Source organism: Kurthia zopfii, assembly GCF_003143955.1.
Lineage (GTDB): Bacteria > Bacillota > Bacilli > Bacillales_A > Planococcaceae > Kurthia > Kurthia zopfii.
This window is the reverse complement of sequence record NZ_QFVS01000017.1, coordinates 20887-46689: the sequence shown is the minus strand read 5'-3', so window position 1 is coordinate 46689 and position 25803 is coordinate 20887. Positions and strand designations below refer to the sequence as shown.

The following is a 25803-nucleotide window of genomic DNA, read 5'->3' as shown; positions in this document are numbered from 1 at the left end:
ATGCTTAAGTTGGATCAAGTATATGGTGGCTATCATGAAGACCACCCTGTTATTAAAGGCATTTCATTAACCATTCCAAAAGGAAAAATGATTGGTATTTTAGGTCCGAATGGTTGCGGGAAATCTACGCTGCTAAAATTAATTAGCGGGATTTTGCCACTGCAATCAGGATCGGTACGCGTAGATGATCAAGCGTTGGTATCTTACTCATCACGACAATTAGCGCAGAAGATGGCGGTATTGCCACAGCTTCATGGCCATTCCTTTTCACATACAGTACGAGAAACCGTATCGCTAGGGCGTTATCCACATCAAAGTGGTTTCTTTTCGACTTGGAGTGAAGAAGATGAACAAGTTGTGAAACAATCCATGCGACAAACAGGCGTGGAAAGATATGAAAATGAAGATTTAGAATTCCTTTCAGGTGGCGAACAGCAGCGGACATTTGTTGCACAAGCATTAGCTCAAAAAGCTGAATTATTATTGCTGGACGAACCGACGAATCATTTAGATATCGAACATCAAAAGCAATTAATGGATATGATTCAATTAGAAGTAACACAACATGGATTGACGGTAGTATCCGTTTTCCATGATATGAACTTGGCGGCATTGTATTGCGACGAGTTAATTCTTCTCGAAGATGGTCAACTTGTTGCGTATGGTGAGCCGTATGAAGTATTGAAAGAACAGCAAGTCGAAAAAGTGTATCATACTGAAATTTCGCCAGTGCTTCATCCGAGCGTACCGAAACCGCAAATTTCATTAATGCCTTCCCATCACCAACAAGGGACGCATGAAGTGACGGCGCAAATGATTCGTATTTTAGACAATTATGTCCTTTTACAAACAGCCCATCCATTGAAAGTCATCTCATCGGCATTGCATAATGCTGGATTAGGTTGGTATCACACATTTATGAACCGTGCAGTCGGAGATGATTATATGTGTATGGATGCGCATAGTGAGATGGAACAATTCATCCAATTGGAAGGGTTTATTCCACCGATGACGGTAGCGATGATGACTGCAGTAGCTGCAGAACATGCCATAATTCGCTCATACGAGGATGCAGGTGTTAGTATTGTTGTAATGGTGACGGCTGGTGTAGGGAATGCTGTAGACGCTTCAAAATCCTATTTAAGAGAACCTTTTGATGAAGTTGGCACGATTAATACTTGGGTAATTGTAAATGCCATTTTAACGGATGAATCCTTTATGCAAGCAATGATGACTGCGACGGAAGCGAAAGTAAAAGCAATGGCAGATGAAGAAATCCAAGATCATGTCGCACAAACAATCGCAACAGGCACTTCGACAGATAGTTTATTAATCGCTGCGACACAATGTGGTGAACCGCAGCAATACGCAGGAACAGTGACGAAATTAGGTCGCTTAATCGGACGTGGTGTTTACGAAGCAACAATTGAAGCATTACAAGACTATAAACGAGCAAAGGGGTTAATGAAATGATCTTACTTTATCATATGATTGCAACTTTGCTTGGCTTCATTTTAGATCGAATCATCGGTGATCCGCCACATCTACCACATCCTGTACGTTTGATTGGCAATGGCATCTCATCTCTCGCAAAAAGATTGAATATTGGCAACTATCGTTTTCAAAAAGGAGTGCTACTAACTACCATCGTCGTTTTAACGACTGCAAGTATCGTCCTCGTAATTAGCGTTGTAACGTATCAAATCCATTGGAGCTTATACATAATTGTGCAATCGATTTTCATTGCGATTGGACTCGCGCAAAAGTCATTACAACAAGCTGCAATGGATGTGTACACGCCTTTAGTTACGGGAGATTTAAAAGAAGCAAGACGAAAACTTTCTTGGATTGTTGGAAGAGATACAGACCATTTAGACGAAGCGGACATTACAAGAGGCGTTGTCGAAACAGTTTCCGAAAATACGAGCGATGGCATCACAGCGCCACTTTTCTACAGTGTATTTTTTGGAGCAACTGGAGTCTGGGCATATAAAGCCATTAATACACTCGATTCAATGGTCGGATATCGTAATGGAAAATATGAAAAATTCGGTACTTGTTCGGCGAAACTAGATGATGTCGTAAACTATATTCCAAGTAGATTGACTGGGCTTTGCATCGTACTTTTTACGAAGAATTTTACGACAACTTCTCTGAATCAACGCATGAAAAATTGGTTGAAAGATGCAAAAAAACATCCAAGTCCGAATAGCGGTTATTTGGAAGCCGCGACAGCTTATCAGCTCGGTATTCAACTTGGTGGCCTGAATTACTACGAAGGAATCGCTTCACATCGCGCTGAAATGGGCAAACCAACCGTCATATTAAACGCATCACATATACAAAGAACGATTGAACAAATGCATATTGCTTCGTCGAGTTTTCTAACGTTTATGATCTTAATTGGAGGTGTTATTTATTATGTTACCGAGTCATGGTGCTAATCCCCATCTGTTATTTGAGCAGTTAAAAATTCCGATGCCCGCAAATACCATTGATTTTAGTGAAAATGTGAATTTTGCAGGTTTACCAAATGCCATTCTTGAAAAATGGGGCAGTTTACTACCTTTATTAGAAAAATATCCACATCCAAACGGTGAGCCATTCCTTAGTAAAGTGGCGAAATATCATGAAGTCGAAACTTCAAATGTTTTCGTAGGGAATGGAGCAGCAGAAATTTTCGCTTTACTCGCAAATTGGTGGGCGAATGAAAAGGTAATTATTGTTCATCCGACATTTTCTGAATACGAGGCAACTTTAACAGCTCAAAATGCAGAACTTGTCCATTTAGAAGTTACGAATATTGAAAATTGGAAATTACCCCTTCCGAGAATTGAAGCACATATGAAAAAGGCGAAAGCCATCTATTTATGTACGCCAAATAATCCGACAGGTGTTCTACCACCATATGAACAGTTGCAAAAAATTGTGCAATGGGGTGAGCAGTACGAGTGCTACGTCGTCATGGATGAAGCTTTTATCGATTGGGTGGAAGGAGCGACTTCATGGATTCCATCTGTTGCAACGCATCCGTATTTGATCGTTGTCCGTTCAATGACGAAAATGTATAGTCTTGCAGGAATTCGACTTGGTTATGCGATTGCACAATGTGAAATCATTGAGCAACTTGAAAGAAGAGCTTCCCATTGGCATATTAATGCGCTGGCAGCACAAATTGGTGCCTATTGCTTAGATGAGGAAGAATATTTGAATGTATCAATCATGCAGGCGAAAAAACAACGTCTAGCATTTGAACAAGTGTTATTGCGTCTAGGATGTAAAATGACGAAAAGCGTTACAAATTATATATGCTTCCAATTGCCGAATCCAGAGAAATCACGCGACTTTTATTTAGATCTATTATTAAAAGGAATCGTCGTTCGCCATACGGAAAACTATCGTGGACTAAACGGTGAATGGTTTAGAATCGGCATAAAAACGCAGGATAAAATGGCACGATTGGAACAGGAGCTGACACAATGGATCAAGCTGAATGGCTCTTTATAACAGGCGGTGTTAGAAGTGGCAAAAGTCATTTCGCCGAGAAAAAGGTCGATGAAATAGCTGATCAGCAAAATAGAATGCGCTATTATATCGCATCAGGTGTCGCATTTGATTCCGAAATGAAAAAGCGCATTGAACGACATCAAATTGATCGTCAACAACAGCAGTGGATCACATTGGAACAGCCAACGAATTTGGCGCAACTTTCAACGAAAATATCGAGTGAAGCTGTTGTGCTATGGGATTGTGCGACGACTTGGCTGACGAACGAACTCTATGTAGAAGTCGATGGGAAGATGCAGTGGCAAAATGAATCAGCATTTCAAACAATGCTCGAATCAACGAAAAGCACTTTGCGCGCACTTCATGAAAGGGGAATCCCGCTCATCATCGTTTCCAATGAAGTGCTTGATGAGCAAAGTTATGCGAGTGAGGAAGTGGCGTTTTATCGTCAACAACTTGGATTATTTCATCAATGGCTCGTAGGGGAAAGTACAACCGCAATCGAAATGACATACACTATCCCGTATTATTGGAAAGGAAGTGAGAAATGATGAAAGGTTTTTTACTCGCATTACAATTTTTCACGATCATTCCAATCCATAAAGAATTACCGATGACGAAGAAGTATATTACGCAAATGTTTATCGCGCTTCCGATTGTTGGCGCATTAATTGGTGGCGTTGCTGCAATGGTGTTTTGGGGATTACATGATTACACATCATTCTCTTCATTACTCATCACATTAGCAGTTCTTTTAACGCTCGTTAAATTGACAGGCGGCCTTCATTTAGATGGTTTAATTGATATGGGAGACGCTTATTTTTCTTATCGTAGTATAGAAAAGCGACATGAAATACTCGATGATCCTCGTGTAGGAGCATTCGGCGTAATGACGATTGTTTTTTTCATTTTAACGAAATTCATCATTTTGAATGAATTGATTTTATCGGATGCAATGACGTTTTACTGGCTGATATTCATTCCATTTTTAGCCCGGATTTCGATGGCGCATTATTTAATAATTACACCAGCAAGTAAGGAAAAGGGGATTGGCGCATTTTTCTGCTCCCATATTTCATTCCAAAAATTCAGTGTGATCATGCTCGTATTTTTACTGCTAAGTGCCACGCTCGTTGGTTGGTATAGCGAACAATGGTTGATCGCATTGAGTATGGTGATTGCTTCTCTCATTGCACCTTTATTTTATAAATATTGGACAGTAAAAAATTTCAATGGAAGTTCTGGTGATTTATTCGGCGCATTCATTGAAGGAATGGAGCTGTTATTATGGATTATTCTTTTAATCTTCATCTCATAAGACATGCGAAAACAGCAGGGAATTTAGAGAAACGCTATGTCGGATGGACAGATGATCCGATTGTTCAGCAAAATTTACCAATCATTAACGCTGACGTAGAAGTTGTGTATGGTAGCGACTTGAAACGTTGTAAACAAACAGCCTCCGCTTATTTTCCAAATGCCGTTTTCCATGGCAATCCGTTATTAAGGGAATCTAATTTTGGAGATTTTGAGATGAAAACTTATGAACAATTAAAAAATGATCAAAACTATCGAAATTGGATTGATGATCCGAAAAAATTTGCGCCACCGAATGGCGAGAATTTACAACAGTTTATGTCGCGCGTTATTGCAGGAGTTCATCAAATTGAATCGGCGAAAGAAGTATATATGGTCGTGCATGGTGGAACGATTCGAGCGATTTTAACGCATTTTTCTCCTGAAAAAAGTGCGTTTTGGGATTGGCAAGTAGGACATCAACATGAATTCATATTGCGATTCACTTCATTTGAACAATTTAAGGAGGGTGAGCGATGCACATCATTATCGGTGGGGCATATAACGGAAAACTAGCGTATGTCGAACAACTTTTAAACAATGAGCAAGTGAGCTTTTTTCATGGGGAGTTGCCCACTGACAATACGCATGGTGAAATGGCGGTCATGACGAATTTTGAAGCGATTTCGCAACCTTATTTACAAATGGATGAAATGGCAGCTGCCGCACTAATTTTTGAAGAAATCATGCAAAGTAGTGTACAGTTTAAACAACTATACATCGTTGCTACGGATATAGGCAGAGGGATTGTGCCGATTGATGCGACACAGCGTAAACAGAGGGATGTATTGGGGAGATTGTATCAAATGCTTTTCAAAGAAAGCGAGTCAATTACGAGAGTTTGGTATGGTATTCCACAAAAACTAAAGTAGAAAGAGGGAATGAGCGATGAATTTATACACACGTACAGGGGATAAAGGGAAGACGAGTTTGATTGGTGGTCGTGTAGATAAAGACGATGCAAGAATTGAAGCATATGGAACGATTGATGAGTTAAATTCATTCATCGGTAAAGCAATGACGGAATTGGACGGATCGATTTTCGAAGATTTACTCGTTGATTTAGAAAATATTCAAAATGAATTATTTGATTGTGGTGGCGATTTAGCGAATGTCATGAAAGAACGCCATTATAAAATGACGGATGAGCCGATTGAAGTGATGGAACAACGAATTGATGTGTTAATGGAAGAACCACCAATGTTAGAGAAATTTATTTTACCAGGCGGATCACCTGCTGCAGCAACATTACATATCGCGCGTACAATTACACGCCGAGCGGAAAGACAAATGGTGACGCTTTTAAAACAGACGGAGGAAGGCGATGTTCCTTTAGTCGTGCAACGTTATTTGAATAGACTATCAGATTATTTATTTGCAGCGGCTCGAGTAGCGAATTCTCGTGTCAATGTACCAGATGTTGAGTATGCGCGCAGTGCCAAAGTTTTTAAAGACGGTGGCAGAGCGAAGAAAAAGGATGACAACTAGTGAATAAGACGAAAACGCTCGTACTAACCGCGTTATTTGCCGCATTGGCAGTAATCGGTTCATTTATTAAAATTCCGATTCCACCAGGAACACCTGCATTGGATGCAGCACCCGCATTCGTATCAATGGCATTCCTACCTGCACCATTTGCAGCAGCGGCTGGAGCAATCGGACATATCGCTACATCATTTACAGCAGGCTTCCCATTAACATTACCAATCCATATTATGATTGCGGCGGAAATGGCGATTGTAGTCGGAGTCGGCGCGTATTTATTTAAAAAAGGGAAGAAGGCACTCGCTTGGGTATGGGTGGCGATTTCGAATGGTGTACTTGCACCGCTTCCATTTTACTGGATCATCTCGCCTGCAGTTTATGTAGCAGTAGCACCAGGTTTATTAATGGCGACAGGAATAAACGTTGTTGTCGCTTGTATCGTACTGCCATTTTTACAAAAGAAATTAGCGCAGTCAGGAATTAAAATGATATGAGAAATGCAGTGAAAATCGACGAATTAATTATTACATCTGATAATTCGGGCGCAATTGGTCAAAAAGAGCAGGATGTCGTCCAAGTTCCGGATGAAATGACGAGCTATTTTTCGGCTCGCGTGAATTTTTTAGAGCAACTTGCAAATTTTTCTAAACCAACGGATCTCATTTTATTAAATTTTTCGAGTGATGCTGCATGGCAAAGATATATTTCGGGGATTCAAAAATTTTTCGAAGAAGTTAATGTAGAATTTCCTAGAATAAGCGGAAGTACAGAAACGAATATCCCAACTTTGCAATCAGGTGTCGGAATAACGATGATCGGCAAGCAATTTAGAAATGAAAAAACAGTCGAAAACTTACATTGGTATAGTTATGGTATGCCACTCGTTGGGGAGCAACTTTTAGCAACGCCTGAACAAGTAGCTGACGTGAAAAAAGTCTATCAAGCTTTTAATGAAGGATTGATTGAACAAGTGATGCCAGTAGGGTCAAAAGGTGTTTTGCATGAGTTAGAGAACTTAGGAGTTATGTCACAAAACTCATTTCCATATGATGAAACTGTTTCGGCAGGACCATCAACAGTTGTCTTACTAGGAGTCGAACAGAATCAAATGGTGGAAGTAGAACAGTTTTTTGAAAACTATTTACACAGTATAAAATAATATTCTCCAAAAACAAGACGTCAGATGAAAGAAATTTGACGTCTTTTTAATTTTCTTTTTAAATGAAAAAATGTATTTTCGAGCATAAATAAAAGAATAATGAGCATATAACGGAAAATCATTGACTGAATTGGTATTCATAATCTACAATAGCAATAATAAAGGCATTTCAAAAATCTGATTAAACTGGTAATTAGGTGGGAAAAGTCAATTGTTATGAGGGGGAATATAGATGAACGGATTACTAATCGTCAATTGGGTGTTATTTTTAATCGTCGTACTTTATGCATTATTCCTATTTGGGTATTTACTAAAAACAAGATATGATTTCGTCAAACTCGGCAAAAAATCTGATTTTGATAATAATGTAAAAGAACGATTAAAGAAAATTTGGGTAATGGTTTTCGGTCAAAAGAAATTATTGAAAGATAAGAAAAGTGGCATCATCCACGTCATGTTCTTTTATGGTTTCATCTTAGTTCAATTTGGCGCAATTGATTTCATTTGGAAGGGATTAAAGCCAGGATCGCATTTACCATTTGGTCCAGTGTATCCATATTTCACATTTTTCCAAGAAATCGTAACATTAGTTATTTTAATCGCAGTCGTGTGGGCATTCTACCGCCGCTACGTTGAAAAACTAGTCCGTCTAAAACGCAATTTCAAATCAGGACTTGTACTTATTTTCATCGGTGGTTTAATGGTTTCAGTTCTAGTAGGTAATGGTATGGGCTTGATCTGGCATGGCGAAGCTGGAACTTGGTCTGAACCAATCGCATCTGGAATTGCTGCAATATTCGGATTCTTACCTGAAGTAGCAGCTGCAACTGTATTCTACGTAATGTGGTGGGCGCATTTACTATTCCTACTAACATTCCTAGTGTATGTTCCACAATCGAAGCACGCGCATTTAATCGCAGGACCAATAAATGTCTACTTCAACCGTTTGGATCAAGTTGGTAAGTTAAAACCAATCGACTTCAACCAATTCGATGAAGAAGGCGAAGACGAATCTGATGAAGAAGTGATGCCATCATTCGGTGTTGGCAAAATTGAAGATTTCACACAACTACAGTTAATCGACCTATACGCATGTGTAGAATGTGGTCGTTGTACGAATATGTGTCCAGCAAGTGGTACAGGGAAAATGCTGTCACCGATGGACTTAATGACAAAACTTCGTGACCATCTTACTTATCATGGTGGCGTACAAACTTCACAAAAGCCATGGGTTCCAGGCTTCCTTTTCAATAAATCGCAAGGGAATCAATTGGCGATGGCAGCTGGAGCAGAAGGTGCAGTCATCGAAGACGTTTACAGCCCTTCATTAATCGGCGATGTCATTACAGAGGAAGAAATTTGGGCATGTACAACTTGTCGTAACTGTGAAGATCAATGTCCAGTTATGAACGAGCATGTTGAGAAAATTATCGACCTACGCCGTTACTTGACGATGACGGAAGGGAAAGTAAACCCAGATGCACAACGCGCGATGTCGAATATCGAGCGACAAGGGAATCCATGGGGACTTAACCGTAAAGAGAAAGAAAACTGGCGTGAACAACGTCCTGAATTGCATATTCCAACTGTGAAGGAAGCGCAAAAAGCAGGCGAAGAATTTGAATACCTACTATGGGTAGGTTCAATGGGTTCATTCGACAGTCGTTCACAAAAAATCGCTTTATCATTCGCACATTTAATGAATGAAGCGGGCGTGAACTTCGCAATTCTAGGCAATAAAGAGAAGAACTCGGGCGATACGCCAAGACGTTTAGGAAACGAATTCCTATTCCAAGAATTAGCGGAAGCAAATATTAAAGAATTTGATAAAGCGGAAGTGAAGAAAATCGTTACGATTGATCCACACGCATTCAATATCTTTAAAAATGAATACAGTGATTTCGGTTGGAGCGGCGAAGTTTACCATCATACAGAGTTGCTAGATCAACTTGTGAAAGAAGGTAAATTAACACCACAACACCGAGTGGAAGAAACAATTACTTTCCATGATTCATGCTACTTAGGTCGTTACAACGAAGTGTATGACGCACCTCGTGAGATTTTAAAATCGATTCCAGGTGTATCACTTGTTGAGATGGAACGTAACCGCGAAGATGCAATGTGCTGTGGCGCTGGTGGCGGACTAATGTGGATGGAAGAACATGTTGGTAACCGAATTAACGTAGCACGAACTGAACAAGCACTTGCGGTAAATCCGACGGTCATTTCTGCTGGATGTCCATATTGCTTAACGATGCTTTCAGATGGTACGAAAGCGAAGGAAGTAGAAGAATCGGTAAGTACGTATGATGTGGCAGAATTATTAGAACTTTCTGTATTCGGAGAGAAAAAGGAATCTGCGACAGAAATTACGGATAATGTAGAAATAACTGCTGAAAATTAACAAAATCGCTTTCCTTAAAAATACATTTAATGTACAATAAGGGAAGTGGTACATATTACGCTCACATTCAATGTAGTCGGCGCTTTCGAGTCCGAACTGGATCAGTGATTTGTGAAGTAAGAGTGTGGATCATTCCGCACTCTTTTCTTTTTAAACAAAATGTAAGCGGATACTTATTGGAAAGGGGAAATTGGTTATGGTGAAATCTATAATTGTTAGTGGCGCTCGCACACCTTTTGGGAAATTTGGAGGTAGCTTGAGTTCATTAACAGCTAGTGATTTAGGCGGTATCGCAATAAAAGGAGCTTTAGAAAAAGTGGCTCTTTCTCCAAAAGAAATCGATGAAGTAATTATGGGTACTGTGCTACAAGGAGGGCAAGGGCAAATCCCTTCTCGCCAAGCAGCTTCAAAGGCAGGCATTCCATGGTCAGTAAAAACAGAAACGATTAATAAAGTTTGTGCATCAGGTTTAAGAAGTATTACATTAGCAGATCAGTTGATTCGTTTAGGCGATGAATCTGTAATCGTAGCGGGTGGTATGGAGTCAATGTCAAATGCACCGTACTATTTACCGAATGGTCGATGGGGTTTACGCATGGGGGATGCGCAACTGATTGACGGCATGGTGTACGACGGACTTTCATGCGCATTTGATGCGAATCATGTACATATGGGGACATATGGCAATCAAACGGCAGCAGAACTGAATATTTCAAGAGAACAACAAGATCGCTGGGCGGCGAGAAGCCAAGAGAGAGCGGTACAATCAATCGAAAAAGGTACTTTCAAAGAAGAAATTGTCGCGGTAAATGTGCCACAACGTAAAGGGGACGACTTGATCGTGGAAGTGGATGAAGCGCCGCGAAAAGGAACGACTGAAGACGTGTTGTCGAAGTTGAAGCCTGCATTTGGCAAAGATGGTTCAGTAACGGCAGGGAATGCACCTGGTATTAATGATGGCGCTTGTGCAGTAGTTGTCATGAGTGATGAGGAAGCTGCGCAGCGTAATTTAACGCCTTTAGCGACTGTACTTGGTCATGCGGAAGTGGCGATTGAGCCGGAGAGATTCCCGCAAACACCGGGACTTGTTATTAATGCACTTTTAGAAAAAACAGGGAAGAAATTAGAGGAAGTCGCACTTTTCGAAATCAATGAAGCATTTGCAGTGGTCGCTTTAGCGAGTAATCAAATTGCAGGACTTGATGAAGAAAAAGTAAACGTCAATGGTGGTGCAGTAGCACTTGGACATCCAATCGGTGCTTCTGGCGCGAGAATTGTACTGACATTGGCACAGGAATTAAAACGTCGTGGCGGCGGCATCGGAATTGCAGCAATTTGTTCAGGTGGCGGTCAAGGCGATGCCATCATGATTGAAGTATAGGGGGATTTTCACATGATTAAAAAAGTATTAGTAATTGGCGCGGGGCAAATGGGTGCAGGGATTGCGGAAGTTTGCGCAACTGCAGGTTATCAAGTGTTTTTATGCGATACAGCGCAAGCTTCATTGGATGCAGGATTTGCGCGTATTACGAAAAACCTTGAGAAAAATGTCGCAAAAGAAAGAATTACGACAGCGGACAAAGATGCGACACTTGCTCGCTTCACTTTAATTACAGAGATGAAAAATGCAGTAGATGTAGATTTAGCAATTGAAGCAGCGACTGAAAATATGGCGATCAAACAAAGTATTTTCAAACAACTGGATGAAATTATGCCAGCTCATGCGATTTTAGCGACGAATACTTCTTCGATGCCGATTACCGAACTTGCAGCAGTGACGAAACGACCTGAACAAGTTATTGGTATGCACTTTATGAATCCAGTTCCAGTCATGAAACTTGTCGAAATTATTCGTGGTCTTGCGACGAAAGATGAAGTTTATCAAGCAATCGAGGAAATGACGCATAAGCTGAAAAAGACACCAGTTGAAGTGAATGATTTCCCAGGATTCGTAGCAAATCGAATTTTAATGCCGATGATTAATGAAGCGATTTACACGCTTTATGAAGGGGTAGCATCAGCTGAAGCGATTGATGATGTCATGAAATTAGGTATGAATCACCCAATGGGGCCTCTTACTTTAGCGGATTTCATCGGTTTAGATACTTGTCTATACATTATGGAGACATTGTATGAAGGATTCGGGGACAGCAAATATCGTCCATGCCCATTACTACGTAAATATGTAGCAGCTGGTTGGCACGGTAAGAAAAGTGGTCGTGGCTTCTACGTATACGAATAAACAACTTAGACTTGGATGAGCTCGTGATAGCTTCAACCAACGAAAATCACAAAGGGGAGGCGTCTATCATGGCGATCCAATTAACAGAAGAACAAGTAATGATTCAAAAACTGGTACGTGATTTTGCAAACACAGAGGTGAGTGCATTCGTACCGAATATGGAAAATGGGGAGTTCCCATCTGGTTTATTAAAAAAGATGGGTGAATTAGGATTAATGGGGATGACGACACCTGAAAAATATGGTGGTTCAGAAATGGACTTCGTGTCGTATATTTTGACGATTCACGAACTGTCGAAAGTGAGCGCAACTTTAGGGGTCATCCTATCTGTGCATACTTCTGTAGCGACGAATCCGATTTTAAAATTCGGAACTGATGAGCAGAAGGAGAGACTCGTACCGAAACTTGCGAGTGGCGAACATCTCGGCGCATTTTGTTTAACGGAGCCTTCAGCGGGATCAGATGCTGGCTCGATTAAGACAAGTGCGAAAAAAGTCGATGGCGGTTACCAACTTAACGGTTCGAAAGTGTTCATCACGAATGGCGGTTATGCGGATATTTTCATCGTATTCGCTGTGACGGATGCCTCTCAAAAAACACGTGGCATTACAGCATTTATCGTAGAAAAAACGATGGATGGACTTGTGATCGGTAAGAATGAAGAGAAGATGGGGTTACATGGTTCAAGTACGGTACAATTAACTTTCGAAAATCTATTTGTGCCAGAAGCGAATATTTTAGGAGAAGTTGGCAAAGGATTCACGATTGCGATGGCCAATTTGAATGTTGGTCGAATCGGCATTGCTGCACAAGCGCTTGGCATTGCAGAAGCTGCGCTTGAGGCGGCTGTCGAATACGCTAAAGGGCGTGAACAATTTAACCGTCCGATTATGCATAATCAAGGAATCGCCTTTAAATTAGCGGATATGGCGACTTCTGTAGAAGCAGCAAAACAATTGGTTTACAACGCGGCTGAAATGAATGGTCGAGGCGACGAATGTAAAAAAGAAGCTTCAATGGCGAAACTTTTTGCTTCGAAAACAGCTGTAGAAGTAGCGATTGAAGCAGTACAAGTTTACGGAGGATACGGTTATACGAAGGAGTATCCTGTGGAACGCTACTTCCGTGACGCAAAAGTAACTGAAATTTATGAAGGCACGAGTGAAATTCAACGTCTAGTAATCTCGAAAGAGTTATAACACAAGGGGGAATTTGGGATGCAATTCAAATTATCAGAAGAACACGAAATGTTACGTAAAATGGTGAGAGACTTTGCGGAAGAAGTAATTGAACCTTCAGCAGCGGAGAGAGATGAGGAAGCGCGTTTTGACCGTAGCCACTTCGATCAAATGGCTGAACTTGGCTTAACAGGTGTTCCGTGGCCTGAAGAATATGGTGGAGCGGGTATGGATTTCTTAGCGTATTGCATCGTAGTAGAGGAGTTATCGCGTGTTGATGCTTCTGCGGGTGTGTTAATTTCAGCACATACTTCATTAGCTGGTTGGCCGTTATTCAAATTCGGTACGGAAGAGCAAAAGCAGAAATATCTTCGTCCGATGGCGGAAGGTAAGAAGATGGGTGCTTACGGTTTAACGGAACCTTCTTCAGGATCAGATGCTGGTGGTATGCGCACGACAGCAGTATTAAAAGGCGACAATTATGTGATGAACGGCTCGAAAATCTTCATTACAAATGGTGGAGAAGCAGATACGTATATCGTCTTTGCATTAACGGACCCGAATGATCGTAGAAGTACGACAGCATTTATCGTGGAATCTACTTTTGAAGGATTTTCGGTTGGTAAAAAAGAAGAGAAAATGGGCATTCGTTCTTCACCAACGACGGAATTAATTTTCGAAAACTGTATTATTCCGAAAGAAAATGTTCTTGGAGAAGTTGGCGAAGGATTCAAAATCGCTATGAAGACATTGGATGGCGGTCGTAACGGAATCGCGGCACAGGCTGTTGGGATTGCACAAGGAGCGCTTGATGCAGCAGCAACTTATGCGAGCGAACGTGTACAATTCGGCAAGTCGATTGCGGAAAATCAAGGTGTCGGGTTCAAATTAGCGGATATGGCAACAGGTATTGAAGCTTCAAGATTGTTGACGTATCAAGCGGCTTGGCTTGAAGGAGAAGGATTGCCTTACGGTAAAGCTTCAGCAATGGCGAAGTTAATGGCGGGCGATACGGCGATGCAAGTAACAACGGATGCAGTACAAATTTACGGTGGTTACGGCTATACGAAGGATTATCCAGTAGAGCGCTATATGCGTGATGCGAAAATTACTCAAATTTATGAAGGTACACAGGAAATTCAGCGTATGGTTATTGCACGTATGCTTACAAAATAATAATTCATCACAGGATCACTTTTCAAAATGGCGTTGGGGCAAAGAATGAATGAGCGGTAGAAATTGAAGAATTCATCAATCTCTACTGCTCTTATTTTACATTTGGGAGGGTCATATTATGGTGACAATGAAAAAAACAGCACATCCAGTACGTTTCGTAACAGCTTCAAGTCTATTCGATGGGCATGATGCTTCGATTAATATTATGCGTAGAATTTTACAAGCGCAGGGGGCGGAAGTAATCCATTTAGGACATAACCGCTCAGTTGAAGAAGTTGTAAATGCAGCAATTCAAGAAGATGCACAAGGAATCGCGATTTCATCTTATCAAGGTGGACACGTAGAATATTTCAAATATATGTACGATTTATTAGCGGAAAGAGGCGCACCTCATATTAAAATATGGGGTGGTGGTGGTGGGGTTATTTTACCTGCTGAAATTAAAGATCTTCAAGCGTACGGTATTTCAGGACTTTTCTCGCCGGAAGATGGGCGAAAGCTCGGTCTAGATGGTATGATCGCCAAAATGATTGAAGATAGTCGAGTAGAAGTGAATAAAGTAGATGAATCGCATCTTTTAGATGACGTGACAACTACGACACCACCATTGCTTGCGAAATTGATTTCATACGCAGAAAACGGCGCGAGTGAAGCTTTTTTACAAGCGGCAAAGGAGCGTTCGAAAAATACGACAGTGCTAGGGATTACAGGAACAGGTGGAGCGGGTAAAAGTTCGCTTACAGATGAATTAATTCGTCGTTTCTTATCAGAATTCCCAGATAAAAAATTAGCGGTCTTATCGATTGATCCGACGAAGCAAAAAACAGGCGGCGCATTACTTGGGGATCGAATTCGTATGAACTCAATTTTCAATGAGAGAATTTATATGCGTTCATTAGCTACTCGTGAGTCACATACGGAATTATCACATGCGATTCAAGATGTGTTAGATGTTGTAAAAGTGGCAGGATTTGACCTAATTATTATCGAAACTTCTGGTATTGGACAAGGGGACAATGCCATTACGACAATTTCAGACTTGTCGATGTATGTCATGACGAGTGAGTTCGGTGCGCCGACTCAATTAGAGAAAATCGACATGATTGATTATGCGGATCTAATTGTCATTAATAAATTTGAGCGAAAAGGTTCTGAAGATGCTCTTCGCCAAGTTCAAAAACAATTCCAAAGAAGTCATTTACGCTTCGATGAACCGATTGATCGCATGCCTGTTTACGGTACGATTGCGAGTCAATTCAATGATAAAGGGACGAATTCATTATTCGCTGCACTCGTGCATACGATTAATGATAAAACTGGAGAGGAATGGACATCTTCGTATGAAGAGTTCGTCAAAACGCAGAAACAAAATGTCATCATTCCAAATGATCGCCGTTATTACTTAAGAGAAATTTCTGAAGCGGTGAGAAATTATCATAAATCGAGTGCAGAACAAGTTGAATTAGCACGTAAACTATTCACTTTACACGGTGCGATTGATGCGGTGAAGACTGCTGGTGAAGAAGAGGCATTACCATTGCTTGAGAAGTTAGCAAAAGATACGGAAGATCGCATGAATATTGAGGCAAAAACGATTTTACGTAATTGGGAGCAATTGAAGAAAGATTATGCTGGGGATGAATACGTGACGAAAGTACGTGATAAAGAAATCCGTACGATTCTACGCACGCCTAGCTTATCGGGGACTAAAATACCGAAAGTAGCATTACCAAAATATAAAGATTACGGTGAAATTTTAAGCTTCGTCTTCCGAGAAAATGTGCCGGGAAGCTTCCCATTCACAGCGGGCGTATTCCCGTTCAAACGTGAAGGTGAAGATCCGAAACGTCAATTTGCAGGAGAAGGAACGCCAGAACGTACGAATCGCCGTTTCCACTACGTATCTAAAGACGACGATGCGAAGCGACTTTCTACAGCTTTCGACTCGGTTACTTTATATGGTGAAGATCCAGCTGAACGTCCAGATATTTACGGCAAGGTCGGGGAGTCTGGTGTAAGTATTTGTACATTGGAAGATATGAAGAAATTATATGATGGTTTCGATCTTTGTGCGCCAACAACTTCGGTGTCGATGACAATCAATGGGCCAGCACCGATTATCCTTGCGATGTTTATGAATACAGCGATTGATCAACAAGTGAAGAAACGTGAAGAGGAACTAGGTCGCACTTTGACAGTTGAAGAATTTTTAGAGACGAAGAAGCTAACCTTAAATGTTGTACGTGGCACAGTTCAGGCTGATATTTTGAAAGAAGATCAAGGGCAGAATACATGTATCTTCTCAACTGAATTTGCGCTACGTATGATGGGGGATATCCAACAATACTTCATCGACGAAAAAGTGCGTAATTATTATTCAGTATCTATTTCGGGCTATCATATTGCAGAAGCAGGGGCGAATCCAATTTCACAATTGGCATTCACTTTAGCAAACGGCTTCACCTATGTGGAATATTATTTAAGCCGCGGCATGAATATTGATGATTTCGCACCGAACCTATCATTCTTCTTCTCGAATGGTTTGGACCCAGAATATACAGTAATCGGCCGTGTTGCACGACGAATTTGGGCAACGACGATGCGAGATAAATATGGAGCAAATGAGCGAAGTCAGAAGTTGAAATACCATGTGCAAACGTCAGGACGAAGCTTGCATGCGCAAGAAATTGATTTCAACGATATTCGTACGACATTACAAGCTTTGATGGCATTACAAGATAACTGTAACTCACTGCATACAAATGCTTATGATGAAGCGATTACGACACCTACAGAGGAATCTGTACGTCGTGCAATGGCGATTCAAATGATTATTACGAAGGAACATGGACTTTCAAAAAATGAAAATCCATTACAAGGTTCATTCATTATTGAAGAATTGACGGATTTAGTTGAAGCGGCGATTTTAGAAGAATTCGATCGCATTGATGATCGTGGCGGTGTGCTTGGCGCGATGGAAACGCAGTATCAACGTGGCAAAATTCAAGAGGAATCAATGTACTATGAGCATTTAAAACATTCTGGTGAGCTGCCGATTATCGGGGTAAATACGTATTTGAATCCGAATGCGGCGGATGATCAAGCCGATTCGATGGAAGTTGCACGCGCTACGCAAGAAGAGAAGCAATTGCAATTGACGAACTTACGAAAATTCCATGATGCGCATAAATCAGAAGTCGATGAGCAAATTAAACGACTAAAAGAAGTGGCGAAAACCGGTGGTAATATTTTTGAACAATTAATGGAAACAGTTCAATACGCTAGTTTAGGCCAAATTACAAACGCATTATATGAAGTTGGGGGTCAGTATAGACGCAATATGTAACTAGGAACTTTTCTTATTGCTAAAGAGTCTAATTAAAAAACTAGGCTCTTTGGCAATTTTTTTGTATAATGACAAGCAAAGAGTTTTTTCAAGGAGCTTCTGAGCATATGAAGTTAATCACACAAATCATTGTCATCGCAACACTACTTGTTATGACTTATTTCATGTATAATAAACAATTGGGCGCAATTCCAATTTTGTTACTTGCGCTGTATTTATTCTATATTGTTTACGCGCGGTTAAAGTTGAGTAAAAACGGCAATTGATTGTAGCGTAACAAAGCATATTATGTATATAATAGAAATCATGCTTATGTATTAGGAAAGGACGTGCACGAATTGAACCTTCGTGATTTAAACCAAGAACAATTAATTGAAGAATCATTAATCAACCTAGCTTATGGGGTATTAGTAGAGCACAAAAAACCACTTGCATTTAAAGAAATTATTACTGCAATTGAAAACTTAAACGCTCGTACACCAGAAGAAATTAAATCAAACTTAAACCAATTTTACACTGATGTAAATATTGATGGACGTTTCTTAATTCTATCTGAAAACATCTGGGGCTTAAGAGAATGGTACGGCATTGATCAAGTTGAAGAAGAAATCGCTCCGACGGTTAAAGTCCGTAAGAAAAAAGCTGTTGAAGTTGAAGAAGATGAAGATGAACTTGAAATCGAAGAAGAAATCGAATTAGTAGACGATTTCGATACTTATGATGATGTTCAAGACGACAAAGAAGATGACGAATTAGCTGGTCTAGTAGTTGTTGATGAAGAAATAGAAGAAGATCTAGATTTAGAAATCGAATTAGATGACGAAGATTTAGAAGATGAAGACGAAGAAGAAGAACCTATAAAATAATTTTTTCGACTTTGAAGTCTTTATAATTCACCCGTTTGCTTGTTATTAGCGAATGGGTGTTCCTTTTTTAGGGGAAACTTTTCTTGACTTCCGTCATTAAAAGTTATAAACTTTTATTCGGGCTCTTTGAAAAAAGAGAATGACCGTATAAATTATACGCTCCCCCTGCAGTGATTGCGGGAGGAGCGTTTTTTGATTTTATAGAAGCATTAAATATCCGAGGAGGTAGTCATTTTGACTAAATATATTTTCGTAACAGGTGGCGTAGTATCGTCATTAGGTAAAGGTATTACAGCAGCATCTCTAGGTCGTCTACTTAAAAACCGTGGTTTAGAAATCACAACTCAAAAATTCGATCCATACATTAACATCGATCCAGGTACAATGAGTCCTTACCAACATGGTGAAGTTTTCGTAACAGATGATGGCGCAGAAACTGATTTAGACTTAGGTCACTACGAGCGTTTCATCGACATCAACTTAGGTAAACACTCAACAGTAACATCTGGTCGCGTATATTCTACAGTTCTTAAAAAAGAACGTCGTGGCGATTACGAGGGCGGTACTGTACAAGTAATCCCTCATATCACAAACGAAATTAAAGAACGCATCCAACGCGCAGGCCGCGAAACGAATGCTGATATCGTAATCACTGAAATCGGTGGTACTGTTGGCGATATCGAATCACTACCATTCTTAGAAGCAATCCGCCAACTGAAGCGTGATCTAGGTAACGACAACGTACTTTACTTACACTGTACATTAGTACCTTACATCGCAGCATCAGGCGAATTAAAAACAAAACCAACTCAACATTCTGTTAAAGAATTACGTTCATTAGGTATTCAACCAAATATCTTAGTAGTACGTTCGGATCGTCCAGTTCCTACAGATATGAAAGAAAAAATTGCTTTATTCTGTGACGTAGATGCACATGAAGTAGTAGAATGCGTAGATGCTGAGAGCCTTTACGATATTCCATTAGCACTATTAGAACAAGATTTAGACGGCATCGTTTTAGAACACTTCGGCATTAAAGCACCAAAAGCTGACATGACTGAATGGACTGAATTAGTAAACCGTGTGAAAAACTTATCTAAAACAACTCGTATCGCACTTGTTGGTAAATATGTTGAACTACAAGATGCTTATATCTCAGTTGCAGAAGCACTGAAACACGCTGGTTACGCACATGATTCTGACATCACAATCGATTGGATTAATGCAGAAGATGTAACAGCTGAAAACGTACAAGAATTATTAGGCGAAGTAGACGGTATCTTAGTACCAGGTGGCTTCGGCGATCGTGGTGTTGAAGGTAAAATCCTTGCTACTCAATTCGCTCGTGAAAACGACGTACCATTCTTAGGTATTTGCTTAGGTATGCAAATGGCTGCAGTAGAATTCGCACGTAATGTTCTTAAATTAGACGGCGCGCATTCAACTGAGCTTTGCGAAGATACGAAGTACCCAGTAATCGATTTACTTCCTGATCAAGAATCAGTAGAAGATCTTGGCGGTACATTACGTCTTGGTTTATACCCATGTAAATTAAAAGAAGGATCTCGTGCAGCAGCAGTTTACGGAGAAGCTTTAGTTTACGAACGTCACCGTCACCGCTACGAGTTCAATAACGAATTCCGTGAAGCAATGGAAGCAGAAGGTCTTGTATTCTCAGGTACTTCACCAGATGGTCGCTTAGCTGAAATCATCGAATTACCAGAGAAAAAATTCTATGTGGCAGCTCAATTCCACCCAGAATTCGTATCACGTCCACACCGTCCACAACCATTATTCCGCGACTTCATTGGCGCAGCAGTAAAATAATTTATAAATATTAAACTGGAGAAAGTGAGAAATCGCTCAGAAATGAGTCAGGTTTTGAAACTTTCCCAGTTTTTTTTCGTAGAATAGCAGTGCAAATTTCGGTTCTACGATTAATAGTTGGATACTAAAGTTCATGCATCTGAATGTTTTTTGAAAAGCTCAAATTTCACGAAGTAATTGCCAAGAAAATGGCTGAAATGAAAAAGGAGGTTTACTATATAAAAACGGATATATTGCTCGTTTACACGTAAATTTAATAGTGCGTAAATTATCTCGTTATCAAAATGCTTGTGTTTTATGCGTAAATTCGCTATATTTTATTAGTATTTCCTTCGTTTAAGTCTTTTTAGCGTACTAGGACGTTAAATATTATGTATGATAAATATAATAAAATTGTGAGGTGGAAATATTGTCTAAAAAAGTAATTGCAGCGATCGTTGCAGCAGTAGTTGTATTAGTAGGTGGAGGCGTAGGAGCTTATTTCTATATTACCAACACACCGAAAAACGCTTATTTACTAAGTGAACAGAAATCATTCGAATCATTAAACAAATATTTTTCTGAGCGTTACAAAAATGAATTAAAACTGGCAGATGAAATGGCCGACGATTCTTATAACGGTTCTGTAACATTAGGTGCAGAGTTATCTGAAGGTCTAATTAGCACAATGGGAATTCCAGAAAGCATGGTCAATTCTTCTAAAATCGAGATCAGTGCAGCACATGATCCGAAAAATAAATCTTCTCAATTTGCAATCAACCCAACGATTGCAGATAGCGAAATTGGTAATATGTCATGGAGCGCAGATAAAGAATTCCAATATATCGAAGCACCAATATTACCACAGCCACTAAAATTCAAAAACAATGAAATTATTGCAGGTATTGAAAAATTAACTGGCGAAAAAATGGAAGACACTGAAGGTTTAACAAACGAAACACTTAACTTAAATACGATTATGAGTTCTTCAATTACGAAGGATGATATGGACAAAATCGTTGAACATTACTTGAAATTCGTTATCGAAAATATCGATGAAGATTTATTCAAAAAAGATAAAGGCCAAGTAGAAGTACTAGGTAACAAGCAAAAACTGAATAACATCACATTAGATATGAAAGATTCAGATGTGAAAAAATTAATCATCGCTGTATTAAAAGAAGCGAAAGATGATAAAGATTTAGCGAAAATTTTCGAGAAATCAGATGCTTCAATTGATTATAAAAAAGAGCTTGAAAAAGTAATTAAAGATGCTGAAAAAGCTGAAAATAAAGACTTCCCTGCGATTAAATCAGTTATTTATGTAGACGGTAAAGATATTCTGAAACGTGAAATGACGATTACAGCAGATGGCGAGATTACGAAATTTGATCTTGATACGAAAATCGACAAAGAAATCGACATGGCTTTATCAATCAGTGCGAAAGATGCAGCAAACTTCGCGACAATCAAAGGTACATCTAAAGGAAATAAAGATTTCAAAGATGATTACACTTTAACGATCAATGATGAAGGCACTGACGCAACAACAATTAACTTAACAAATGATGAAAAAGTTGATGGCGACAAGCGTACGAACGACTTAGCTGTTAAATTTGCATCAGGTTCTGAAGAATATGCTGTAAACTATAAGCAAGATATGACGACAGATGTTAAGAATAATAACCAAAAATCAAGTGGTACTGTATCATTTGATGTACAAGGCGAAACAGTTAAAATTTTCGTAGATACGAAAACAAAAGTAAAAGAAGCACTTAAAGTAGATGTTCCAGAAGCGCAAGACGTAAACCAAATGTCTGATAAAGAGCTTCAAAAAGTGAAAGATGAAGTATCTCAAAAAGTATTAGGTTTATTCATGGCTGTTCAAGGCGGACTATAATAAATAATTGAAGGAGAGTGTGTAAATGTCAGTCATTAAAATAATGGGCATTTACCACTCTTTTTTATTAAAGAAGTGGTATTTGTTTCTGTATTTACTCGCGATGATTGTATTGATCATCGGAGCGATTGCATTCGTGAACAATCAACAACAGCGTGAAGAACTTCTTCAATTAGGTATTGTTGATCAAGATCAAACGAAGGAAACACAAATGATTTTGACAGCGATTGGTGAAGGGAAAGAATTCACTGAGCAGTTCAAATTAAAAGCATTAAAAGAAAACGAAGCAGAAAAATCACTGGATTCTAAAAAAATAGATGGTTACATCGTTTTTGAAAAGGGCATGACTGCGGCGTTTTATAAAAGCGGAGAATTACCGATCCGTGTGTATACATATGACGAAACAACCATGCAGAGTATCGTTATTCGTCAACTTGCGGATTCTGTCTACGCGCGATTGATGCTTTCTGAAAGTGGTATTTTGACGTATGGCAAGCTTGCTGGCAAACCATCGGACGAGCAGTTAGTTGCGATGATGATGGATTTATTATTCGTTGGACTTGATCGTGAAGCAGCTTTCAAAATAGAAGAAGTAAAAACATATGATCTAGGGAAATACGCAATGATTAGTGCATATTTTATAGCGATTTTCTTCATTTATTGGATGCTTTCGACAATCTTAAAAATGAATCAATCACCCGCATTACAAAAACGCTTGAAATTATATCCGAATGTCCAAATGAAATTATTAGTCGCGCGTAATATTTTATCCGTGATTTATACTGTAATTTTGACGGCAATTTTAACAGCAATCATCGTTCCGCTATTCGATCTTGCAACGTATAATATTGGATATTTGATAGTAACTATTATGACCTTGTTATTATCATTATTAATCCTTTTTACATTAATCGATTTGCTTCAATTGCCAATCGTAAAAATTGTCGTAGTACTATTCGTCGTGGCATTATCGGGTGCAACAATTCCAATCATGTATATGAAACATCTGCATGTGGAAAATCAGTTATTTGCGCAACTATTCAATTCGATTTTGCAATTATTGCATAGTAACTATGTCGTTGAATTTACATGGAGTTTTTATGTGCAACTCTTAATACTAATCCTCATATTGATTAGTGCCTATGTTTGGAGGCGATTCCGATCATTCAACTAATGAAAAAACCATTGATGTATTTCATTCTAATTTTTTCGCTATTACTAATCGCAACGCTATTCGCAGAAAAACAAAGTCATCTATTATTCAAAATACCTGTATTGGCAATCGATCTTGATCAATCTAAAAGTTCGAAGCAATGGCTGGATGATATCGAGCAATCTACGTCAATTGATTTAGAACATAAAAATGCTGCGCCATCATTCATACCAGATGCGGTCGAAAATAATCAATATGCTGCGGTCATGATCATTCCAGAAGGCTTTGAAAAAAGTTTGGAAAATCGCAAGACAAAACAATCAATACAACTCGTAAGGTCGGAAGGTATTGTGCCGATGATTGGGACGGAAGTGATTAGCCAAGCGCTTTATAAGCAACAAATTCCATATGTTATTGAAAAACATTTAGACGGTCAAAATAAAATGGCCGAAATTCAAAAACAATATGAAAAAAATGAGCCAAAAAGCAAATTAGCCTTACATGTAACGGAAAAGCGAGAAAGCACAGGAAATCAAACGAATACTATACTAGTTGCTGCTAGTTTCTTTTTTTTAATGATGCAACTGGTCATTTTCAAAAGATTACGCCAGTTTGATACGCTAAGAAGATTGAGCATTTATCCTAAAGGCCTATTGGATGTATTCTTTAGTTATACGGCTGTAATGTTAATCGCAACTATGACTGTTACGATCTGTGTTAGTCTAGCTTTCGGCATACAGTTGGCGCTACTTTCTAACTTGCTGTGGTTGGCGGTTTACCAAGTAGTTGTGAGTTATTTCTTCTTTAAAATAAAAACGACAAGTCATTTATTTTTCACTGTCTTTATTTGGACAGTAGTTATGGCGACGTTTTATCTTGCCATTCAATTAGTCGGAGGGATTTTATGATTACCATTAACAACGCTTCAAAGTCATTTCGTCACAAACAGCTTTTCGATGACTTGAATTTTGAATTACAACAAAATAGCGTGACGGTCTTGCTTGGTGAAAATGGTGCAGGAAAATCAACTTTGATGAATTGCATTGCGGGTCTTGAATCATTCTCAAATGGCAGTTGTTTAATCGACGGTCAAACGATGACGATGAAGCAATTACAACAAATAATCGGCTATGTGCCACAGGAAATTGCCTTGTGGGAACATTTGACGGTTGAGCAAAACATACAGTTTTTTAAAAAGCTGAAAAAAGGTTCGATTTCTCAAAAACAAATCGAAAATTACTGCGAATTATTAAATCTAGTGGATTTAAAACAACCGGTGGAGCAGTTATCGGGTGGTACGAAGCGTAAAGCGAACTTACTCATTGGGATTTTGCATGAGCCGAAATTATTGATTTTAGATGAACCAACTGTCGGTATCGATTTAAAGTCACGTTACGACATTCATAAGCTCATTCGCCACTTGAGAGAGCAATGTACCATTTTTATGACGACGCACCATTTAGACGAAGTAGAAGCGGTTTCTGATGCGATTTATATCATGGGTAAGGATCCATTCTATGAAGAAGTGTTAAAAGAGAAAAACCAACCATTCGCAAAAATCGGATAAAAAAATGCCCCGAAATTTAATTTCGTGGGCATTTTTCTTATTCATTGACCATTTCGTCATATGAAATTTTAATCGCTTCATAAATAAAGGAAGCCGCTAAAGTATGTGGTACAACAATTCGTTCGCCTAAATCATTTGGAATTAACCCTTTGCGCACCCCCATTGAAATATACGTGTAGGCGTAATCAGCCATTTCACCAGCATCTTTCAATTTTTCGGATGCAACAACTGCAAAAGGAATGAACTGTTCAAATGATTTTTTAGCGAGCGCTAAAGCTTGTGGACGGTCGGTGTGACGGACGAAAATACAGACACGATCACCGTCATTTAAGACGACATCCTCCGACCAACTATGTAGATTCGAAAATTGCTCCTCCGCATGGAGTGCATTCACTTCGATCGCTTGTAATTCATCAAAACAAGCGAAAAAAACGCGCCCTTGACCGAAAGTGGCTTGAGCGAGTAAACGAGCAGTTTCTTCAATGGACTCTTCTTCAGATGAACTAATGCGTTGATATAGACCACCTAATTGAGTAGTAAACATTTTAACATTCTTTTTTCACCTCATGAAGTATATTATAATGATGGATGAATTAGAATGCAAAATGATGACTGAATAGAAAAAAATCGGGAATACAGTAAGTAATGCCGTGAGGAG

24 protein-coding genes are annotated in these 25803 nt (G+C 39.4%); 23 read left to right on the top strand and 1 reads right to left on the bottom strand.

Annotated elements, in window-relative coordinates:
• The 23 genes from DF281_RS07710 to DF281_RS07605 all read left to right on the top strand — a co-directional run bounded on the left by DF281_RS07710 (window position 1) and on the right by DF281_RS07605 (window position 25145).
• Window positions 1–1473 (top strand): adenosylcobinamide amidohydrolase, encoded by a 1473-nt coding sequence (locus DF281_RS07710; protein WP_109349684.1) that lies wholly within the window; start codon window positions 1–3, stop codon window positions 1471–1473.
• Entirely contained in the window at window positions 1470–2444 is a 975-nt protein-coding gene (gene cbiB / locus DF281_RS07705; protein WP_109349683.1) for an adenosylcobinamide-phosphate synthase CbiB, read from the top strand. Before DF281_RS07710 ends, cbiB begins: the two co-directional genes overlap by 4 nt.
• Window positions 2422–3507, top strand: a complete 1086-nt coding sequence (locus DF281_RS07700; protein ID WP_109349682.1) for a pyridoxal phosphate-dependent aminotransferase — start codon at window positions 2422–2424, stop codon at window positions 3505–3507. The genes cbiB and DF281_RS07700 overlap by 23 nt, the downstream gene beginning before the upstream one ends.
• On the top strand, window positions 3480–4058 hold the full coding sequence (locus DF281_RS07695; RefSeq protein ID WP_109349681.1) for a bifunctional adenosylcobinamide kinase/adenosylcobinamide-phosphate guanylyltransferase: 579 nt from the start codon (window positions 3480–3482) through the stop codon (window positions 4056–4058). Before DF281_RS07700 ends, DF281_RS07695 begins: the two co-directional genes overlap by 28 nt.
• Window positions 4055–4825, top strand: a complete 771-nt coding sequence (cobS, locus tag DF281_RS07690) for an adenosylcobinamide-GDP ribazoletransferase (RefSeq protein WP_109349680.1) — start codon at window positions 4055–4057, stop codon at window positions 4823–4825. The genes DF281_RS07695 and cobS overlap by 4 nt, the downstream gene beginning before the upstream one ends.
• On the top strand, window positions 4795–5379 hold the full coding sequence (locus DF281_RS07685) for a histidine phosphatase family protein (protein WP_109349679.1): 585 nt from the start codon (window positions 4795–4797) through the stop codon (window positions 5377–5379). Before cobS ends, DF281_RS07685 begins: the two co-directional genes overlap by 31 nt.
• Window positions 5340–5735, top strand: coding sequence for a bifunctional adenosylcobinamide kinase/adenosylcobinamide-phosphate guanylyltransferase (locus DF281_RS07680; protein ID WP_109349678.1), 396 nt, complete (start codon window positions 5340–5342; stop codon window positions 5733–5735). Before DF281_RS07685 ends, DF281_RS07680 begins: the two co-directional genes overlap by 40 nt.
• 16 nt (window positions 5736–5751) lie before the next feature.
• A complete protein-coding gene (locus tag DF281_RS07675) occupies window positions 5752–6351 on the top strand; it encodes a cob(I)yrinic acid a,c-diamide adenosyltransferase (protein ID WP_109349677.1) in 600 nt (199 codons plus the stop codon).
• The gene (locus DF281_RS07670; RefSeq protein ID WP_109349676.1) at window positions 6351–6842 is read left to right on the top strand and encodes an ECF transporter S component; all 492 of its coding nucleotides are present in this window, start codon (window positions 6351–6353) and stop codon (window positions 6840–6842) included. Before DF281_RS07675 ends, DF281_RS07670 begins: the two co-directional genes overlap by 1 nt.
• Window positions 6839–7507: a hypothetical protein gene (locus DF281_RS07665; protein ID WP_109349675.1), complete on the top strand. Its 669-nt coding sequence runs from the start codon at window positions 6839–6841 to the stop codon at window positions 7505–7507. Before DF281_RS07670 ends, DF281_RS07665 begins: the two co-directional genes overlap by 4 nt.
• A gap of 232 nt (window positions 7508–7739) precedes the next feature.
• Window positions 7740–9911, top strand: a complete 2172-nt coding sequence (locus tag DF281_RS07660) for a (Fe-S)-binding protein (protein ID WP_109349674.1) — start codon at window positions 7740–7742, stop codon at window positions 9909–9911.
• A 196-nt stretch (window positions 9912–10107) separates the two neighbouring features.
• A complete protein-coding gene (locus DF281_RS07655; protein WP_109349673.1) occupies window positions 10108–11292 on the top strand; it encodes an acetyl-CoA C-acetyltransferase in 1185 nt (394 codons plus the stop codon).
• Window positions 11293–11304: 12 nt separating this feature from the next.
• Window positions 11305–12153 (top strand): 3-hydroxybutyryl-CoA dehydrogenase, encoded by an 849-nt coding sequence (locus DF281_RS07650; protein ID WP_109349672.1) that lies wholly within the window; start codon window positions 11305–11307, stop codon window positions 12151–12153.
• 68 nt (window positions 12154–12221) lie between these two features.
• Window positions 12222–13352 (top strand): acyl-CoA dehydrogenase family protein, encoded by a 1131-nt coding sequence (locus DF281_RS07645; RefSeq protein WP_109349671.1) that lies wholly within the window; start codon window positions 12222–12224, stop codon window positions 13350–13352.
• Window positions 13353–13370: 18 nt separating this feature from the next.
• Entirely contained in the window at window positions 13371–14507 is a 1137-nt protein-coding gene (locus tag DF281_RS07640) for an acyl-CoA dehydrogenase (RefSeq protein ID WP_109349670.1), read from the top strand.
• A 118-nt stretch (window positions 14508–14625) separates the two neighbouring features.
• Window positions 14626–17853, top strand: a complete 3228-nt coding sequence (gene icmF / locus DF281_RS07635; protein ID WP_109349669.1) for a fused isobutyryl-CoA mutase/GTPase IcmF — start codon at window positions 14626–14628, stop codon at window positions 17851–17853.
• Between the two features lie 107 nt (window positions 17854–17960).
• The gene (locus DF281_RS14735; protein ID WP_166636103.1) at window positions 17961–18119 is read left to right on the top strand and encodes a hypothetical protein; all 159 of its coding nucleotides are present in this window, start codon (window positions 17961–17963) and stop codon (window positions 18117–18119) included.
• Window positions 18120–18182: 63 nt separating this feature from the next.
• A complete protein-coding gene (rpoE, locus tag DF281_RS07630; RefSeq protein ID WP_109349668.1) occupies window positions 18183–18719 on the top strand; it encodes a DNA-directed RNA polymerase subunit delta in 537 nt (178 codons plus the stop codon).
• A 234-nt stretch (window positions 18720–18953) separates the two neighbouring features.
• Entirely contained in the window at window positions 18954–20546 is a 1593-nt protein-coding gene (locus tag DF281_RS07625) for a CTP synthase (RefSeq protein WP_109349667.1), read from the top strand.
• A 409-nt stretch (window positions 20547–20955) separates the two neighbouring features.
• Window positions 20956–22425: a DUF6583 family protein gene (locus DF281_RS07620; RefSeq protein ID WP_109349666.1), complete on the top strand. Its 1470-nt coding sequence runs from the start codon at window positions 20956–20958 to the stop codon at window positions 22423–22425.
• Window positions 22426–22450: 25 nt separating this feature from the next.
• Window positions 22451–23599 carry an ABC transporter permease gene (locus DF281_RS07615; RefSeq protein WP_109349665.1) on the top strand — a complete coding sequence of 383 codons (1149 nt, stop codon included), beginning with the start codon at window positions 22451–22453 and terminating at the stop codon, window positions 23597–23599.
• A complete protein-coding gene (locus tag DF281_RS07610) occupies window positions 23599–24486 on the top strand; it encodes a hypothetical protein (RefSeq protein WP_109349664.1) in 888 nt (295 codons plus the stop codon). The genes DF281_RS07615 and DF281_RS07610 overlap by 1 nt, the downstream gene beginning before the upstream one ends.
• A complete protein-coding gene (locus DF281_RS07605) occupies window positions 24483–25145 on the top strand; it encodes an ABC transporter ATP-binding protein (protein WP_109349663.1) in 663 nt (220 codons plus the stop codon). The genes DF281_RS07610 and DF281_RS07605 overlap by 4 nt, the downstream gene beginning before the upstream one ends.
• A 37-nt stretch (window positions 25146–25182) precedes the next feature.
• Here DF281_RS07605 and DF281_RS07600 read toward each other — a convergent pair whose 3' ends face one another.
• Window positions 25183–25689, bottom strand: coding sequence for a DUF2529 family protein (locus DF281_RS07600; RefSeq protein WP_109349662.1), 507 nt, complete (start codon window positions 25687–25689; stop codon window positions 25183–25185).
• Between the last annotated feature and the right edge of the window lie 114 nt (window positions 25690–25803).

Coding starts and splice junctions, on each gene's coding strand:
- DF281_RS07710 (WP_109349684.1), top strand. CDS start 1: ATGCTTAAGTTGGATCAAGTATATGGTGGCTATCATGAAGACCACCCT.
- cbiB (WP_109349683.1), top strand. CDS start 1,470: ATGATCTTACTTTATCATATGATTGCAACTTTGCTTGGCTTCATTTTA.
- DF281_RS07700 (WP_109349682.1), top strand. CDS start 2,422: ATGTTACCGAGTCATGGTGCTAATCCCCATCTGTTATTTGAGCAGTTA.
- DF281_RS07695 (WP_109349681.1), top strand. CDS start 3,480: ATGGATCAAGCTGAATGGCTCTTTATAACAGGCGGTGTTAGAAGTGGC.
- cobS (WP_109349680.1), top strand. CDS start 4,055: ATGATGAAAGGTTTTTTACTCGCATTACAATTTTTCACGATCATTCCA.
- DF281_RS07685 (WP_109349679.1), top strand. CDS start 4,795: ATGGATTATTCTTTTAATCTTCATCTCATAAGACATGCGAAAACAGCA.
- DF281_RS07680 (WP_109349678.1), top strand. CDS start 5,340: ATGCACATCATTATCGGTGGGGCATATAACGGAAAACTAGCGTATGTC.
- DF281_RS07675 (WP_109349677.1), top strand. CDS start 5,752: ATGAATTTATACACACGTACAGGGGATAAAGGGAAGACGAGTTTGATT.
- DF281_RS07665 (WP_109349675.1), top strand. CDS start 6,839: ATGAGAAATGCAGTGAAAATCGACGAATTAATTATTACATCTGATAAT.
- DF281_RS07660 (WP_109349674.1), top strand. CDS start 7,740: ATGAACGGATTACTAATCGTCAATTGGGTGTTATTTTTAATCGTCGTA.
- DF281_RS07655 (WP_109349673.1), top strand. CDS start 10,108: ATGGTGAAATCTATAATTGTTAGTGGCGCTCGCACACCTTTTGGGAAA.
- DF281_RS07650 (WP_109349672.1), top strand. CDS start 11,305: ATGATTAAAAAAGTATTAGTAATTGGCGCGGGGCAAATGGGTGCAGGG.
- DF281_RS07645 (WP_109349671.1), top strand. CDS start 12,222: ATGGCGATCCAATTAACAGAAGAACAAGTAATGATTCAAAAACTGGTA.
- DF281_RS07640 (WP_109349670.1), top strand. CDS start 13,371: ATGCAATTCAAATTATCAGAAGAACACGAAATGTTACGTAAAATGGTG.
- icmF (WP_109349669.1), top strand. CDS start 14,626: ATGGTGACAATGAAAAAAACAGCACATCCAGTACGTTTCGTAACAGCT.
- DF281_RS14735 (WP_166636103.1), top strand. CDS start 17,961: ATGAAGTTAATCACACAAATCATTGTCATCGCAACACTACTTGTTATG.
- DF281_RS07615 (WP_109349665.1), top strand. CDS start 22,451: ATGTCAGTCATTAAAATAATGGGCATTTACCACTCTTTTTTATTAAAG.
- DF281_RS07610 (WP_109349664.1), top strand. CDS start 23,599: ATGAAAAAACCATTGATGTATTTCATTCTAATTTTTTCGCTATTACTA.
- DF281_RS07605 (WP_109349663.1), top strand. CDS start 24,483: ATGATTACCATTAACAACGCTTCAAAGTCATTTCGTCACAAACAGCTT.
- DF281_RS07600 (WP_109349662.1), bottom strand. CDS start 25,689: ATGTTTACTACTCAATTAGGTGGTCTATATCAACGCATTAGTTCATCT.